Consider the following 16,140-nt stretch of genomic DNA (forward strand, 5'->3'; position numbering starts at 1 on the left):
CATGAGCAATTCAAGTGTTTGACATATTTGACGGATTTGGCAGACTGCGGCCCGTTGTCGCAACTGGTTACGTTTTTCCGGCTCCCACTGCCTGGTGCACCGGATGACCTCGGCCGCGCAACCCAACAAAAACAACTTTGTCAGTCGTGGCCCACCTGCCCGAGTTTCGTCTCGGCAGTACGGTTCCCGGCGAGCCAACGGAACGAACAAATGCTGATCTGGTTTGTAGCGGTGTATCTGGTGATCACCGTAGCTGTCGGTTTCTACGCAACCACCCGCGTGCACAACTCCTCGGACTATGCCGCCGCTGGCCGGAGCATGTCCTTCCCCCTCGTCGTGACCATGGTGTTCGCCACCTGGTTCGGCTCCGAAGCCGTGCTGGGCATTCCGGCCACCTTCCTCGAAGAAGGCTTCGCCGGGATCATCGAAGACCCCTTCGGCTCCTTCGGCTGCCTGATGCTGGTCGGCATGATTTTCGCCCGCCCGCTGTACCGCCTGAACCTGCTCACCATCGGTGACTTCTTCCGCAAGCGCTTCGGCCAGCACGTGGAAATCTTCACCAGCCTGGTGATCATCATTTCCTACATGGGCTGGGTCGCCGCACAGATCACCGCGCTGGGCGTGGTGTTCAGCGTGCTCTCCGACGGCGGCATCACCACCACCCAGGGCATGATCATCGGCACCATCATCGTCCTGCTGCACACCCTGTTCGGCGGCATGTGGTCGGTGGCGCTGACCGACTTCCTGCAGATGATCATCATCGTCTGCGGCCTGTTCTACCTGGTCTGGCTCATCGGCGACATGGCCGGCGGCCCGGTCAACGTGATCAGCCACGCCGCCAGCGAAGGCAAGTTCACCTTCCTCCACGGTACCTCGGCCAAGGACATCGTCGCCTTCCTCGGCGCCGCGGTGACCATGATGTTCGGCTCCATTCCGCAGCAGGACGTGTATGCCCGCGTGATGTCGGCCAAGACCGAGACGATCGCCAAGCGCGCCACCATGACCGGTGCCTGCTGCTACCTGGTCTTCTGCATGCTGCCGATCTTCCTGATCTACGCCGCGCAGATGATCGAGCCGGAGATGGTCAAGCACTGGCTGACCGAAGACTCCCAGCAGATCCTGCCGCGCCTGATCCTGGAGCGTACCCCGCTGTTCGCCCAGATCATGTTCTTCGGCGCCCTGCTCTCGGCCATCATGTCCTCCGCCTCGGGCGCCCTGTTGGCCCCGTCGGTGACCCTGACCGAGAACATCGTCAAGCACTTCCTGCCCAACATGAATGACCGCCAGGCCCTGCTGGCCATGCGTTGCAGCGTACTGGCGATGACCGTCGCCACCTGCGTGTTCGCGCTGTTCTCCAACGCCAGCATCTACGAGATGGTCGGCAACGCCTACAAGGTGACCCTGGTCGCCGCCGTGGTGCCGCTGTTCTTCGGCCTGTTCTGGAAACGCGCCACCACCCAGGGCGCCCTCACCGCCATCGCCTGCGGCCTGATCGGCTGGGTGTCGCTGGAGCTGGGCTACCAGGAAGGCGACTTCTGGCCGCCGCAGCTGGTCGGCCTGATTCTCAGCGCCATCGGCATGGTTGTCGGCTCACTGGCTCCGCAGCTCAGCGCACACCGTGGCGAGAGCGTGTCGGACATGGCCGCTGCCGCCGCCAGCAACTGATCGCCTGAACGGTAACGAAGAAGCCCCGCCTTGTGCGGGGCTTTTTTGTGCGCGACTGAACGCCGTCGCGCCTTCAAGTCAGCTCCGCTACCTGGGCTGGCGCGGGAGCAACTGCCTTCTTCTGAAAGTCCGTGCCTGGTTTCCCCCTCTCCCCCGCCCAGGATGCGCTGACTCGCCTGAACGGTTGAATGCCGTCGATGTGACGGGCACCGCAAGCCTGCCTATCCTGAACCTCGCACCGTCGAGGATCGACGGGTAGTCTGCACACCCCCCATCCGAACCGGCCCGTTCATGGATCAAGCCCTGATATTTCGCTCACGCTGCACCCGGCAGGCCAGGCCATGAAGCGCTGGAGCCGCAATCCGCTGACCCTGCGGGCGCTGATACTGGTCTTCGTGCTGCTCGCCGCACTGGCAACCCTGGGAAACAGCCTGGTGGTGGCCTACAACGTGCAGCGCAGCGCGCTGATCCACTCGACCCTGGAAGCCAACCGCGCCTATGCCGCCAAGGTGGCATCGAGCATCGGCGAGTTCCTCGGCTCGGCTCGGCGCAACCTGGCCTACAGCTCCGGGATACTCGCCAACCACTTCGACGAACCCGCGGTGCTGCATGCCGAGGCGATGCGCCTGCAGGCCCAGGACACCTTCTTCAACTCCATCATCATCGTCGACGCCAGCGGCGAGGTACTGCAGGCCCACCCCGACTCCCTGCAGATCGTCGGCACCACGTTGCGTTCGGAAGCCGTGCAGGAGGCGCTGCGCCTGAAGCAGCCGATGATCAGCCAGGCCTACGAGTCCATCGCCGGCAACCTCGTGGTACTCCTCTCGCAGCCCATCATCAGCCCAAGCGGCAAGTACCTGGGGCTGGTCGGCGGCTCGGTGTACGTTCTCAAGCCCAGCGTGCTGCACAGCATCATCGGCAGCCACTTCCAGCAGGAAGGCACCTTCGCCTTCGTCGCCGACGCCAACCGCCGCCTGTTGCACCACCCCGACCGAAAGCGGATCGGCGAGCTGCTCGGCCACAGCACCACGGTGGACGCGGCGTTGCGCGGCGAGAGCGGTTCCATGGAGGTGAACAACTACAAGGGCGTGCCCATGCTCGCCGGCTACGCCCAGGTGCCCGCTGCCAACTGGGCGGTGGTCGCCCAGCAGCCGCGCGAGCTCAGCCTGTCGCCGCTGCACCTGCTGATGAAGGACATGCTCCTCGGCCTGATCCCCGCCAGCCTGATCGGCTTGCTGGCGATCTGGGCCGGCACCCTGCTGATCACCCGCCCGCTGCGCCAACTGGCGCGAAGCGCCGAGCAGTTGTCGAATCCGGAAACGCCCCGCGAGTTGCAGAGCATCAACACCTGGTACCGCGAGGCCGCGGCGATCCGCAAGGCGCTGCTGACCGGTGTCGGGCTGATGCAGCAGAAGCTCGGCCAACTAAGCCAGGAAGCACAGAGCGATGCGCTGACCGGCCTGGCCAACCGCCGCGCGCTGGGGGTGGCGCTGGAAGCGCTGGAGCAATCCGGGCTGGCCTATTCGGTGTTGGCGGTGGACATCGACCACTTCAAGCGCGTGAACGACACCTGGGGCCACGATGCCGGCGACGAAGCCCTGCGCCGGGTCGCCGCCGTCCTGCGCGACTCCTCCCGCGCCGGCGACCTGGCCTGCCGCGCGGGCGGCGAGGAATTCGTCCTGCTGCTGCCGCAGACCTCCCTGGAAACCGCCGCCGCCATCGCCGAACGCATCCGTGAAAGCGTGGCCGTCACGCAGATACCCCAGGTGGGCCTGGTCACCCTGTCCATCGGCGTCGCCGATTTCGGCGCACTGGCGCTGACCCCGGACGCGGTGCTCAAGCTGGCCGACCAGCGCCTCTACCGCGCCAAGCAGACCGGCCGTAACCGCGTCGTCAGCGGGGACGCGACCTAGGCCAGTGCCTCCCCGTCGATGTGCAGGGCGACACCGCCATCGACCAACTGCGCGCCTGATTTCAGCTGCTGACCAGCAGGCTCAACACCGCGCGCAGCTTGCCGGGCTTCACCGGTTTGTTCAGCAGCGGCATCCCCAGCCGCTGCAAGGCGCGGCGGCAGTCGTCGCTGCGGTCGGCGGTGATCATCACCGCCGGCAGTTCGCGCTGGAAATATTCGCGCAGCCCGCGGACCGCCTCACAGCCGGTACGACCGTGGTCGAGGTGGTAATCGGCGAGGATCACCTCGGGCGCCTTGCCATCCAACACCTGCAACGCCTCCTCGTAGTTCGTCGCCACCAGCACCTCGCAGCCCCACTGCCCGAGCAGCGCCGCCATGCTGGCGAGGATCGCCGCTTCGTTGTCGATCACCAGCAGGCGCCGGCCCGGCAGCGGATCGCCGGTGACCGGGCGCGGGCCGTTCTCCGCCAACGCGGGCGGCGGCAGGTCACGTACCAGCGGCACTTCCAGGGAGAACACCGAACCACGCCCCGGCACCGAGCGCACCTGCACCCGACAGCCGAGGATGCCGGCGATGCGGTCGACAATCGCCAGCCCCAGCCCGACGCCCCGGCGCTCCGCCGCACGGCCGGTGTCCAGCTGGTTGAATTCGAGGAAGATCGCTTGCAGCTGGTCCGCCGGAATCCCGCGCCCGGTGTCCCAGACTTCCAACCGCACGTTGCCGCCACGTCGGCGCGCCGCCAGCAGCACGCTGCCGTGCTCGGTATAACGGCAGGCGTTGCTGAGGAAGTTGCGCAGGATGCGCGACAGCAGGCGGTGATCGGTGCGCACCGCCAGCGCGGGAATTCGTGAGCGCAGACGCAGGCCAACGGCGCGGGCCACTTCATCGAACTCCGAAACCAGCGGGTCGAGCAGCTCGCCCAGCGGGTAAACGTCCAGGTCCGGGCGGATCGCGCTCTGGTCCAGGCGGGCGATTTCCAGCAGGTCGGTCAGCAGGTCCTCGGCGCCCTCCAGTGCCTGGTGCGTGCGCTCCACCAACACCTGCTCGGCATTCGGCAGCTGGCGTTCGCGCAGGGTCGAGACCAGCAGCCGCGCGGCGTTCAACGGTTGCAGCAGGTCGTGGCTGGCGGCGGCGAGGTACTTGTCCTTGCTGTTGTTGGCCGTTTCGGCGGCGTCGCGGGCCTCGCGCAGTTGCTGGTTCAAGCCTTCCAGCTCGCGGGTGCGCTCGGCGACGCGCTGCTCCAGTTCCTCGTTGAGGCTCTGCAGCCGCTGCTGGGCCTGGACGCGTTCGCTGATGTCAGCGACGAAGCCTTCCACCAAACCGTCTTCATCGGGCTTGATCAGCAGGTTCATCAGCACGATCAGGTGGCTGCCGTCGCGACGGCGCAGACGCGTCTCGTAACCGAACAGGCCGTCGCGCTCGCGCAGCAATTCACGGATGCGGCGCATCTCCGCCTCGCCGCCAACGAACAGCTGGCTGGCCATGTCCTGCAGGTTCCACAGCACCTGCTGCGGGTCGTCGTAGCCGAGCATCCGCGCCAGCGCCGGGTTCGCGGCGCGCAAGCCCTCGCTCAGGCTGGCCTGGAAGATGCCGTGGACGGCGTGTTCGAAGAGCCATTTGTAGCGGTTGCGCTCGGCCTCCAGCTCGTCCAGCCGCGCCACCAGCTCGGGGTAGTGGCTCTTGCGCGCAGAATGGCTGCCCAGCCCGAGCAGCCCGGCCAGGGCCTGTTGCTGCTGCTCGTCAGAGGGCCTCGCCATACACCACCTCGACATCGCGCAGGCTGGATTCGCGAGGGTTGGTGAGGATGCACGGGTCCTGCATCGCGTGGCGCGAGAGGAAGGGAATGTCGGAACTGCCGACGCCGTGCAGGCCGAGGCTCTCGTGGAAGCCCACGGCATGCTTGAGGGCGATCAGGTGCTCCACCAGGCGCTGGCGCACCTGGGCGTGGTTGAGCCCACGGCAGTCGATGCCGAAGGTCTCGGCAATCACCTTGAAGCGCTCGGGTGCGGCGCTGTAGTTGAAGGCCACCACGTGTTCGACCAGCACCGCGTTGCACAGCCCGTGCGGCAGGTCGAGGTAGCCGCCCAGGCTGTGGGACATGGCATGCACCGCGCCGAGGATCGCGTTGGAAAACGCCAGCCCGGCCTGCATGCTGCCGAGCATGATCTTCTCGCGCAGGGCGATGTCCGCCGGATTGGCGATCATCTGCACCAGGTTGCCGTTGATCAGCCGCATGGCCTCCAGCGCATGAGGGTCGGTCAGCGGGCCGTGGCCGGTGGACACGAACGCTTCGATGGCGTGCACCAGCGCATCGATGCCGGTGCAGGCGGACAGGAACGGGTCCATGGTCAGGGTGGTTTCCGGGTCGATCAGCGACACGTCGGGCACCACCGCCTTGCTGACGATGGAGAATTTCATCCGCTCATCCTGGTTGGAGATGATCACGAACTGCGAGACGTCCGCCGAGGTGCCGGCGGTGGTCGGGATCAGGATCAGCGGCGGGCTGGGCACGCGCAGGGTGTCCACGCCCTCGAATTCGAGGATGTTGCGGCCGTGGGCGGCAACGATGCCGATGCCCTTGGCGCAGTCCATCGGGCTGCCGCCGCCGACCGCGACGATGACATTGCAGCCTTCGCTGCGGTAGACCTCGGCGCCGCGCATGACTTCGTCCACGCGCGGGTTGGGCGACACATCGGTGTAGCGGCAGAAGGGAATGTCCTGGGCGGCCAGGCTGGCTTCGATGTCCGCGACCCAGCCGGCGGCGACGACACCGGGATCGGACACCACCAGCACTTTGCGGGCGCCGAAGGTTTTCACGTAATTGGCAACATTGTGCCGGCATCCGGCACCGAAAATGATCTCTGGCGAGACGAATTTGCGCAGCTGGCTGAGCTCGTGGGACATCGGAGGCTCTGTCGTTATTGTTATGGGATGTTTCCGGCAGCCTACTGCATCCGTCAGGGTTTGCAATGCGACCTTGGCAGACGGCTCTGACAGCCAGCTCCGTCAGACATCAACCCGTCATCGCGCCGCCAACAGCGCCTGGTAGAAGCGCCACTCAGCCTCCAGCGCATGGGCCAGATTGGCCGCCTGGCGGAAGCCGTGGCGCTCCCCGGCGTAGCGGTGCACCTCCACCGGCACGCCGCGCTGGCGCAGGCTGTCGACCATGGCGTCGGTCTGTGCTGGCACCACCACCGCGTCCAGCTCGCCCTGGAAGAAGATCATCGGCGCGCGGATATGCTCCGCCAGCAACACCGGCGTGCGCTCGCGGTAGCGCTCGGCGTCCTGTTGCGGGTCGCCGATCAGCCAATCGAGGTAATCCGCCTCGAACTTGTGGGTGACCCGCGCCAGCGCCTGCGGGTCGCTGACGCCGTACAGGCTGGCGCCGCCGCGCAGGCCCGGCAGCCGCGCCAGGGCCATCAGCGCGCTGTAGCCGCCAGCACTGGCGCCGCGCACGAACACCCGCTGGCGGTCGATGCGCCCCGCCTTGCCAAGGAAGTCCAGCGCCGCGCCGATGTCCTCCACTTCCACCTGCCCCCAGCCCAGGTGCAGGCGCTCGCGATAGGCGCGGCCGTAGCCGCTGCTGCCGCGATAGTTGAGGTCGGCCACGGCGAAACCGCGGCGTGTCCAGAACTGGATGCGCCCGTCGAACACCGGGTAGCTGGCCGAGGTCGGCCCACCGTGCAGGAACACCACCAGCGGCGGCTTTTCTTCCTCCCCGAGTGCCGGGTAGAAGAAGCCGTACCCGCATTCGTCGCCGCCCACCGGGTAACGGAAGGCCTCGCCACGGGACAGCTCGGCCTCGGCCAGTGGCTTCTCGCCACCGGCGAGCACCTGAACGGAGCCATCCACCCGACGGATCGCCAGCAACGTCGGCAGACGGTCCGGCGCGGCGGCGATGCAGTAGAAATGGCGCTCGTCCGCCGCCAACGCGCGAAAACGGCTGTACTCGGGCGCCAACCGACGCTCAGCGCCGCGTCCGTCATACAGCACCAGCACGCCGCGCCCCTCCTCGTAGCAAGTCGCCAGCAGGCTGCCCCCCGGCAGCGGCAGGAAGGTGCGCCCGCCCAGTTGCCAGGGCGCGCTGGCGTGGTCGGCTGCGGCGAACGGCAAAACCCCGAAGCCTTCGTGACAGGGTTGCCAATAGCCTGCGCGGTCGCTCAGCCAGTACAGCCGGCCGTCTTCGGCGAAACGCGGCTGCTGGATGGATTCGTGGTGGGCGTGCCCGGCCAGGCAACGCTGTTCGCCGGCAAATGACTCGCACAGGCGGGTGCGCGTCCAGGGCTGGTGCGGGCGGTCCCATTCCACCCAGACAACGCGCTCGGCGCTGGCGTCGGCCACCGGGGAGGCATAGAAGTCCGCGCCAGCGGCGATCACCCGGCGTCGACCATCGGCGTCCAGCCGCACGATGCGGTGGCTCACCCCGCTGCTGCCGTTTTCTTCCTCGACCGCCAGCAGCGCATTCCACGCCGGGACGTAGTGCAGGTCGCCGTAGCGGCAGTCGTCGCGGTGGGTGATCGGTCGGGGGGCACCGCCCAGGCGCAGCCAGCGCACCTGCTGGTCGCCCTCTTCCACCCAGGCCACGCCGTCGGCGGTGGCACAGCACGAGCCGCCACCGTACTCGTAGACGCGGCTGCGCAGCGAGGCACCGGGCGGTGTCAGTTCGACGCTCTGCCCCTCTCGCCGGAGGAACAGCCGGCAGCGCGCGCTGGCAGGGTCGAATGCGGCCCACAGCAGCCCGCCGTGGGCCACGTGCAGCTCGGCAAAATCCCCGGCGGCAGCGACCGCGCGCTCGGCGCTCCAGTCACCGTTCTGCATCTCAGGCCTTGCAGATCAGTTGCGAGGCGCGCTCGTTGCGCAGGGTCAGTGCGCTGAGCGGCGCGGTCGTCGTTTCTGCTTCCCGGCGGGCGTCGAGGATGATGCCGTGGTGGGCTGACTTTGCGCACACCGGGTCGGTCGCCTCGGCATCGCCGGTGAGCATGAACGCCTGGCAGCGGCAGCCACCGAAGTCGCGTTCCTTCTCGTCACAGGAGCGGCAGGGCTCGGGCATCCACGCGTCACCGCGGAAGCGGTTGAAGCCGAAGGACTCGTACCAGATGTGTTGCAGGCTGTGCTCGCGCACGTTGGGGAACTTGACCGGCAGTTGCCGTGCGCTGTGGCACGGCAGCGCGGTGCCATCCGGGGTGACGTCGAGGAACACGCTGCCCCAGCCGCCCATGCAGGCCTTGGGGCGCTCTTCGTAGTAGTCGGGCACCACGAAGATCAGCTTGCACGGATGCCCTTCGGCGGCCAGGCGCTCGCGGTAGTCGGCGGTGATCCGCTCGGCGCGCTGTAGCTGTTCGCGGGTCGGCAGCAGGCCGGCACGGTTCAGCTCGGCCCAGCCGTAGAACTGGCAGGTGGCGAGTTCGACGAAATCCGCCTCCAGCTCGATGCACAGCTCGATGATGCGATCGATGCGGTCGATGTTGTGCCGGTGGGTGACGAAGTTCAGCACCATCGGGTAGCCGTGGGCCTTCACCGCGCGGGCCATGGCGAGCTTCTGGGCAAAGGCCTTGCGCGAGCCGGCGAGCAGGTTGTTCACCTCCTCGTCGGCGGCCTGGAAGCTGATCTGGATGTGGTCCAGCCCGGCGTCGGCGAACTCCTTCAGGCGCTTCTCGTTCAGGCCGATGCCGGAGGTGATCAGGTTGGTGTAGAAGCCCAGCCCGCGTGCGGCGGCGATCAGCTCGGCGAGGTCCTGGCGCACCAGCGGCTCGCCGCCGGAGAAGCCCAGTTGCGCCGCGCCCATCTCACGGGCTTGGCGGAACACCTCGATCCACTGGGCGGTGGTCAGCTCGTCGCCACCCTTGGCGAAGTCCAGCGGGTTGGAGCAGTACGGGCATTGCAGCGGGCAGCGGTAGGTCAGCTCGGCCAGCAGCCAGAGTGGCGGGCCTACCGGCGCTTCAGCGCAGCTCGATCCAGAATTGCGCATGGGCCACCTCGAGGAATGCCAGGATGTCTTCATCAATGCCCGGTACACCGGGGAAATCGGCGCGCAGGCCATCGATGATGCCGGCGACGTCGCGCTGACCGTCGACGCGGTCAAGGATCGCCCCGGCGCTGTCGTTGAGCTTCACCATCCCTTCAGGATAGAGCAGCACGTGGCAGCCCTGGGCCGGTTCGAATTGCAGGCGGAAACCCCGGCGCAGCGCCGGGACGCTGTCCAGCGAAGGCAGACTCATCACAGCAACCCCCTGTGCCACACGCGCTCGGCCGTCACCGTGTGGTACGGCGGGCGCTCCAGTTCATAGGCCATGCTCATCGCGTCGAGCATGCTCCAGAGCACATCGAGCTTGAATTGCAGGATTTCCAGCATGCGCTCCTGGGCCTCGCGGGTGCGGTAGTGCTCCAGGGTGATGCGCAGGCCGTGCTCGACGTCGCGGCGCGCCTGGGACAGACGCTTGCGGAAATAGTCGTAGCCACTGGCGTCGATCCACGGGTAATGCTGCGGCCAGCTGTCCAGGCGCGACTGGTGAATCTGCGGGGCGAACAGTTCGGTCAGTGAGCTGCTGGCCGCTTCCTGCCAACTGGCGCGGCGGGCGAAGTTGACGTAAGCATCCACCGCGAAGCGCACGCCGGGCAGCACCAGTTCCTGGGACAGCACCTGCTCGCGGTCCAGCCCGACCGATTCGGCCAGGCGCAGCCAGGCCTCGATGCCGCCCTCCTCGCCGGGCGCGCCGTCGTGATCGAGAATGCGCTGCAACCATTCGCGGCGCACCTCGCGGTCCGGGCAGTTGGCGAGGATCGCCGCGTCTTTCAGCGGGATGTTCAGCTGGTAGTAGAAGCGGTTGGCCACCCAGCCCTGGATCTGCTCGCGGGTGGCGCGGCCTTCATACATGGCCACGTGGTACGGGTGGAAGATGTGGTAGCAGGCGCCCTTGGCGCGCAGCGCCTGCTCGAATTCGGCGGGGCTCATGGCTTCGCGGGTCATCTTGGCAGCCCTTTAAAGGAAGATGCCCATGCCGTCGAACGCCACCTCGATACCGCGCGCGTCCAGTTCGGCGCGTTCGGGCGAGGCGATGTCGAGGATGGGATTGGTGTTGTTGATGTGGATGAGCACCTTGCGCGGTCCGTCGATGCCGTCGAGCACCTCGATCATGCCGCCGGGGCCGCTCTGGGCCAGGTGGCCCATCTCACTGCCGAGCTTGTCGCCCACTTCGCAGACGCGCATCTCGTCGTCGCGCCACAGCGTGCCGTCCACCAGCAGGCAGTCGGCGCGCCGCATCCACGCCAACAGTTCGTCGTCCACCTGGCCCAGGCCCGGCGCGTAGAACAGCTTGCCGCCGGTGGACAGGTCCTCGATGAACAGGCCGATGTTGTCTCCCGGATGCGGGTTGCCCCGGTGTGGCGAATACGGCGGTGCACTGCTGCGCAGGGCAATGGCGGTGAGGCGCAGGCCCGGGCAGGCCGGGATGCTGAAAGGCTCTGCGTCCAGTTCGATGAGCTTGTGCTTCAGCCCGCCGTTCCAGTGCGACAGCATGGGGAACAGCGGGAAGCCGGTGGACAGGTCCTGGTGGACCATTTCCGTGCACCACACCTCGTGCGGGCAGCCCTCGCGCAGGCTGAGCAGGCCGGTGGTGTGGTCGATCTGGCTGTCCAGCAGGACGATGGCGGCAATCGACGAATCCCGCAGGCGCCGCGCCGGCTGCAGCGCCGGGAAGGACGCCAGTTGGGCGCGGATGTCGGGGGATGCGTTGCAGAGAATCCAGTTGGCGCCATCGTCGGACAGCGCGATGGACGACTGGGTGCGTGGCTGCGCAATCACGCTGCCGTCGCGGACGCCGCGACAGTTGCGGCAATTGCAGTTCCACTGGGGAAAGCCGCCACCGGCGGCTGACCCGAGAATTCGGATGTGCATGACAGAGCCCTATGGGCAGGGGCCCCGGCGAACCGGGGCCGCGTGGATCAGCGGTTGGCGAAGTACAGGGTCACTTCGAAGCCAAGGCGCAGGTCGGTGAAGCTAGGCTTGGTCCACATGGGTCTGTCCTCTTTTTCACTAAGGCTGTTTTTGTTAGGCAAGGTGCCGGCAGGACCGGCAAGTCGAGTTAAACACCAGGGTCAGGCACTCCGAATGATACTTTCGAAGGAGATTCCCCCCTGATTTGGTAGCGGGCCACGACAGCCATTGCTCGGGCATTCGTCGTCGGTAACCCTCCGGTCTAGACTAGACAATCCTCGGAGCAGTCCTACGCGGAGCCGATTCCCTACAAAAACAAGCGGCGGGCTGCTGGGCAGTCGCATCGCGCAGTTGCGGGAAGTGGACGTCACCCGGTTGCTCACCCTGAGTAATGAAAAAGCCCCGGCATGCCGGGGCTTTTCGCTTTCAGGCCGGGGCTTACTGACCGCCCGGCTTCTCCGCGTCTTCCGCTTCGATCTCTTCCAACGCCAGTTCCAGCCCCCAGCTCGATGCCTCGACCGGCTGGGTCGCCGGCGGCGGAGCGACAGGTGCCGGCGCAGCCGGCTTGGCAGGCGCTGGTGTGGCAGCGCTGCCGACGCTACCCGGGTTGTCCTTGTACAGCTTGAGCTTCAGACGCAGGTTGTTCGCCGAGTCGGCGTTCTTCACCGCCTCTTCCTCGGTGATCGCCCCTTCCACGGCCAGGTCGAACAGCGCCTGGTCGAAGGTCTGCATACCCAGGGCGCGGGACTTGTCCATGATCTCCTTGATCGAGCTGAAGTCGCCGCGCTTGATGATGTCGCTGATGGTCGCCGTGCCCAGCAGCACTTCCACCGCGGCGCGGCGCTTGCCGTCCTGGGTGCGCACCAGACGCTGGGAAACGAACGCCTTGAGGTTGTTGCCCAAATCGTTGAGCAGCTGCGGCCGGCGCTCCTCGGGGAAGAAGTTGATGATGCGGTCCAGCGCCTGGTTGGCGTTGTTCGCGTGCAAGGTGGAGATCGCCAGGTGGCCGGTATCGGCGAAGGCCAGGGCGTGCTCCATGGTCTCGCGGTCGCGAATCTCGCCGATCAGGATCACATCCGGGGCCTGGCGCAGGGTGTTCTTCAGCGCGGCATGGAAGCTGCGGGTATCCACGCCCACTTCACGCTGGTTGATGATCGACTTGCGGTGCCGGTGCACGTATTCGATGGGGTCTTCGATGGTGATGATGTGGCCGCCGCTGTTGCGATTGCGGTGGTCGATCAGCGCCGCCAGGGAGGTCGACTTGCCCGAGCCGGTGCCACCGACGAAGAGCACCAGGCCACGCTTCTCCATGACCACCTTGAGCAGCACTTCCGGCAGATTCAGGTCGGCGAACAGCGGGATGTCGAGCTTGATGTTGCGCGCCACGATGGACACTTCGTTGCGCTGCTTGAACAGGTTGATACGGAAGCGGCCGACGCCCGGCACGGAAATCGCCAGGTTCATTTCCAGCTCGCGGTCGAACTCCGCGCGCTGCTCCTCATCCATCAGCCCATAACCGATGCGGGCGACATCGCCGGCCTTCATCGGCTCGTTGGACAGGGGCTTGAGCACCCCATTGAACTTGGCGCAGGGCGGCGCGCCGGTGGAGAGGTAAAGATCCGAACCATCCTGGGTGGCCAGGATCTTGAGCATCGCTTGGATATCCATTGAACTGCATCCGTACGCAAGGTGGCGGTGGACGCTGTCTGTCAGCAGCGTCCTATAGATAAGAATTGGCTTATCGACTCTATGGAGCGCCCCTGCACCAGACAATGCAACCCATCGCAAAATGCGACCTGCATCACTGCTCCCGTACAATGCAGCGCAGACGCTTTCATCGAGGAACGAAACAATGCCCGTCGCCATGGCCCGCCACATTCTGGTCAAGACCGCCGCCGAAGCCGAGCAGATCAAGCAGCGCCTGGCCAAGGGCGAGGATTTCGCCGCCCTGGCGCGCAAGCATTCCACCTGCGCCTCCGGCAAGCGCGGCGGCGACCTGGGCGAGGTACGCCCCGGCCAGATGGTCCGCAGCATCGACCAGGTGATCTTCAAGAAGCCGCTCGGTATCGTTCACGGGCCGGTGAAAAGCCAGTTCGGCTACCATCTGGTCGAGGTCTACTTCCGTGACTGATCGAAAGCGTGACTGACCGAAGGAACGCACGCCCATGACACCGCAACAGATAGCCCGCTTCTGCCTGGAACTGCCCGGTGCCCGCGAAGACATCAAGTGGGGCAGCAACCGGGTGTTCTCGGTGGCCGGCAACAAGATGTTCGCCATCCTCGACTTTCTCGACAGCGGCAACGGCGGCCTGGCTTTCAAGGTCGGCCCCGAGCTGTTCCTGGGCTACGTCGACCGCCCCGGCATCCGCCCGGCGCCCTACCTGGCGCGGGCCTTCTGGATTGCCCTGCAGCGCCCCTACCCCATGGGCGACGCCGAACTGCGCGAAGCGCTGACTCGCTCGCACCAGCTGGTGGTCGCCCGCCTGCCCAAGCGCCAACGCCTGGGCCTCGTGCTGGAGCAGCTCTGATGCGGACCTTGAACTGGGAAGGTATCTGGCATGCGCCGTCCGCCAGCTGGGAATCGCTGCAACTGGGCGAGCGACGCGCCGAGAGCCAGCTGCGGGCCATCGACGAAGCGGGCGGGCCGTCCTATCAGCTCGATTACCAGCTGGAGTGGGACGCCCAATGGCGCCTGCGGGAAGCGCGGTTCAGCGTGGAAAGCGCCCGAGGCGCGCACCAACTGCACCTGCTGACCGATGGCGCTGGGCACTGGCGCACCGCTGAAGGCGAGTCACTGACGGCGCTGGACGGCTGCCTGGACATCGACATCTGGCCGTCACCCTTCACCAACACCTTCCCCATTCGCCGCCTGCAGCTGGCCGAAGGCGAGCGCCGGGAGCTGGCAGTCGTCTATCTGGAGGCGCCAAAGCTCAAGCCGGTGCGCATGCGCCAGGGCTACACCCGGATTGACGCCCACCACTACCGCTACGAGAACCTGGAAGGCACCGACTTTCAGGCGATGCTGACAGTGGATGACGAAGGCTTGGTGATCGATTACCCCACGCTGTTTCGTCGGGTCTGACAGACTGCCTTTGTAGGAGCGAGCTTGCTCACGAACCACTTGACGCTGGAGCGGCCGGGGAATCCCTTCGCGAGCAAGCTCGCTCCTACGAAGAGCCGCGCAGGGCGGATAATATTCCAGGTAGTTCGTTAGCTAGCTTTCCTACATGTCAGACGCGGTCCATCATGTAGGACCACTCGCCGTACCGAACCGCTTCACATGCCCACCAACTCCCACTCGTCCACCACCCTGCAAGTGGTCTCCGTCGTTCTGTTCACCTTCATCGCCTACCTGACCATCGGCATACCGCTGGCCGTGCTGCCCGGTTACGTGCACAGCGATCTGGGCTTCGGTTCGGTGATGGCGGGACTGGTCATCAGTATCCAGTACCTCGCCACCCTGCTCACCCGCCCCTACGCCGGCAAGGTCATCGACACCCTCGGGCCCAAACGTGCGGTGCTCTACGGCATGCTCGGTTGCGCCGGCAGCGGTGCGCTGATGCTCGGTTCCTGGGCGCTGCAAGGTCAGCCATTGATCAGCCTCGGCCTGCTGATGGTCGCGCGGCTGGTGCTGGGGACTTCGGAAAGCCTGGTGGGCAGCGCTTCGATCGCCTGGGGCATCGACCGCGTCGGCGCGGCGAACACCGCGAAGGTGATTTCCTGGAACGGCATCGCCAGCTACGGCGCCCTCGCCATTGGCGCGCCGCTGGGCGTGCTGATGGTCGACGAGCTCGGGCTGGCCAGCCTGGGCGGCAGCGTCGTCCTGCTGGCCGCGCTCGGTTTCGCCCTGGCATGGCCCAAGCGCGCCGCCGCGCTGGTACACGGCGAACGCATGCCCTTCCACCATGTGCTCGGCCGGGTACTCCCGCACGGCATGGGCCTGGCGCTGGGCGGCATCGGCTTTGGCACCATCGCCACCTTCATCACCCTGTACTACGCCAGCCTTGGCTGGAAGGACGCGGTCTACTGCCTGACCGCCTTTGGCGGCTGCTTCATCGGTGCCCGCCTGCTGTTCGCCAATGCCATCAACCGCCACGGCGGCTTCCGCGTGGCCATCGCCTGCCTGTCGGTGGAAAGCCTCGGCCTGCTCCTGCTGTGGAGCGCGCCGACACCGTGGCTCGCCCTGGCCGGCTCGGCGCTGACCGGTTTCGGCTTCTCCCTGGTGTTCCCCGCGCTGGGTGTGGAAGCCGTGGGACTGGTGCCCGCCTCCAACCGTGGTGCCGCCCTGGGCGCCTATTCGCTGTTCATCGATGTCTCGCTGGGCATCACCGGCCCGCTGATGGGCGTCGTGGCCAACGGCTTCGGCTTCGGCTCGATCTTCCTCTGCGCCGCCCTCGCGGCATTCAGCGGGCTGATCCTCAGCCTCTGGCTCTTCCAGCGTTCCTATCGCCAGCCCTGATCGGCGCTGCGCGGCAAAAAGCCGCGATTGCGCCCATTGCCTTCGAGCCACCGCGATCCGGCGGCCATCGCCGCTGATCAGGTCAACATGACATCCGCGTGACAGAGGCTGGACGAAAAAGTTCGAACCTCTGCTATTATCGCGCCGCGCCGGGGCGACCACGCCCCGAAT

The 16,140-nt window shown here is 66.4% G+C and carries 15 protein-coding genes; 6 read left to right on the forward strand and 9 right to left on the reverse strand.

Features of this window, described 5'->3' with window-relative positions:
• Positions 1–210: 210 nt before the first annotated feature.
• Together CTR55_RS26175 and CTR55_RS26180 are read left to right on the forward strand one after the other, a co-directional pair.
• On the forward strand, positions 211–1,665 hold the full coding sequence (locus CTR55_RS26175) for a sodium:solute symporter family protein (RefSeq protein WP_296290602.1): 1,455 nt from the start codon (positions 211–213) through the stop codon (positions 1,663–1,665).
• 341 nt (positions 1,666–2,006) lie between these two features.
• Positions 2,007–3,578, forward strand: a complete 1,572-nt coding sequence (locus CTR55_RS26180) for a sensor domain-containing diguanylate cyclase (RefSeq protein WP_296290603.1) — start codon at positions 2,007–2,009, stop codon at positions 3,576–3,578.
• 61 nt (positions 3,579–3,639) lie between these two features.
• On the opposite strand, the gene CTR55_RS26185 is transcribed toward CTR55_RS26180, so the two are convergent.
• The 9 genes from CTR55_RS26185 to CTR55_RS26225 form a co-directional block, all read right to left on the reverse strand.
• Positions 3,640–5,334, reverse strand: coding sequence for a NahK/ErcS family hybrid sensor histidine kinase/response regulator (locus CTR55_RS26185; protein ID WP_296290604.1), 1,695 nt, complete (start codon positions 5,332–5,334; stop codon positions 3,640–3,642).
• The gene (ercA, locus tag CTR55_RS26190; protein ID WP_296290605.1) at positions 5,318–6,481 is read right to left on the reverse strand and encodes an alcohol dehydrogenase-like regulatory protein ErcA; all 1,164 of its coding nucleotides are present in this window, start codon (positions 6,479–6,481) and stop codon (positions 5,318–5,320) included. The genes CTR55_RS26185 and ercA overlap by 17 nt, the downstream gene beginning before the upstream one ends.
• A gap of 117 nt (positions 6,482–6,598) precedes the next feature.
• Positions 6,599–8,395: a S9 family peptidase gene (locus CTR55_RS26195; protein ID WP_296290606.1), complete on the reverse strand. Its 1,797-nt coding sequence runs from the start codon at positions 8,393–8,395 to the stop codon at positions 6,599–6,601.
• Position 8,396: 1 nt separating this feature from the next.
• Positions 8,397–9,545 (reverse strand): pyrroloquinoline quinone biosynthesis protein PqqE, encoded by a 1,149-nt coding sequence (pqqE, locus tag CTR55_RS26200; RefSeq protein ID WP_296290607.1) that lies wholly within the window; start codon positions 9,543–9,545, stop codon positions 8,397–8,399.
• Entirely contained in the window at positions 9,517–9,795 is a 279-nt protein-coding gene (gene pqqD, locus CTR55_RS26205) for a pyrroloquinoline quinone biosynthesis peptide chaperone PqqD (RefSeq protein WP_296290608.1), read from the reverse strand. Before pqqD ends, pqqE begins: the two co-directional genes overlap by 29 nt.
• A complete protein-coding gene (pqqC, locus tag CTR55_RS26210; protein ID WP_296290609.1) occupies positions 9,795–10,544 on the reverse strand; it encodes a pyrroloquinoline-quinone synthase PqqC in 750 nt (249 codons plus the stop codon). The genes pqqD and pqqC overlap by 1 nt, the downstream gene beginning before the upstream one ends.
• A 12-nt stretch (positions 10,545–10,556) precedes the next feature.
• Positions 10,557–11,471, reverse strand: coding sequence for a pyrroloquinoline quinone biosynthesis protein PqqB (gene pqqB, locus CTR55_RS26215; protein WP_296290610.1), 915 nt, complete (start codon positions 11,469–11,471; stop codon positions 10,557–10,559).
• Positions 11,472–11,518: 47 nt separating this feature from the next.
• Positions 11,519–11,590, reverse strand: a complete 72-nt coding sequence (pqqA, locus tag CTR55_RS26220) for a pyrroloquinoline quinone precursor peptide PqqA (RefSeq protein WP_003106462.1) — start codon at positions 11,588–11,590, stop codon at positions 11,519–11,521.
• Between the two features lie 358 nt (positions 11,591–11,948).
• On the reverse strand, positions 11,949–13,178 hold the full coding sequence (locus tag CTR55_RS26225) for a PilT/PilU family type 4a pilus ATPase (protein WP_296290611.1): 1,230 nt from the start codon (positions 13,176–13,178) through the stop codon (positions 11,949–11,951).
• A 184-nt stretch (positions 13,179–13,362) separates the two neighbouring features.
• Between CTR55_RS26225 and CTR55_RS26230 the strand changes: the two genes are divergently transcribed.
• The 4 genes from CTR55_RS26230 to CTR55_RS26245 all read left to right on the forward strand — a co-directional run bounded on the left by CTR55_RS26230 (position 13,363) and on the right by CTR55_RS26245 (position 15,969).
• A complete protein-coding gene (locus CTR55_RS26230; protein ID WP_296290612.1) occupies positions 13,363–13,641 on the forward strand; it encodes a peptidylprolyl isomerase in 279 nt (92 codons plus the stop codon).
• Between the two features lie 34 nt (positions 13,642–13,675).
• Positions 13,676–14,038 (forward strand): MmcQ/YjbR family DNA-binding protein, encoded by a 363-nt coding sequence (locus CTR55_RS26235; RefSeq protein WP_296290613.1) that lies wholly within the window; start codon positions 13,676–13,678, stop codon positions 14,036–14,038.
• The gene (locus tag CTR55_RS26240) at positions 14,038–14,592 is read left to right on the forward strand and encodes a putative glycolipid-binding domain-containing protein (RefSeq protein ID WP_296290614.1); all 555 of its coding nucleotides are present in this window, start codon (positions 14,038–14,040) and stop codon (positions 14,590–14,592) included. Before CTR55_RS26235 ends, CTR55_RS26240 begins: the two co-directional genes overlap by 1 nt.
• Positions 14,593–14,790: 198 nt before the next feature.
• Positions 14,791–15,969: an MFS transporter gene (locus CTR55_RS26245; protein WP_296290615.1), complete on the forward strand. Its 1,179-nt coding sequence runs from the start codon at positions 14,791–14,793 to the stop codon at positions 15,967–15,969.
• Positions 15,970–16,140 lie beyond the last annotated feature (171 nt).

It is taken from the genome of Pseudomonas sp. (assembly GCF_002796985.1).
Classification (GTDB): Bacteria; Pseudomonadota; Gammaproteobacteria; order Pseudomonadales; family Pseudomonadaceae; genus Pseudomonas.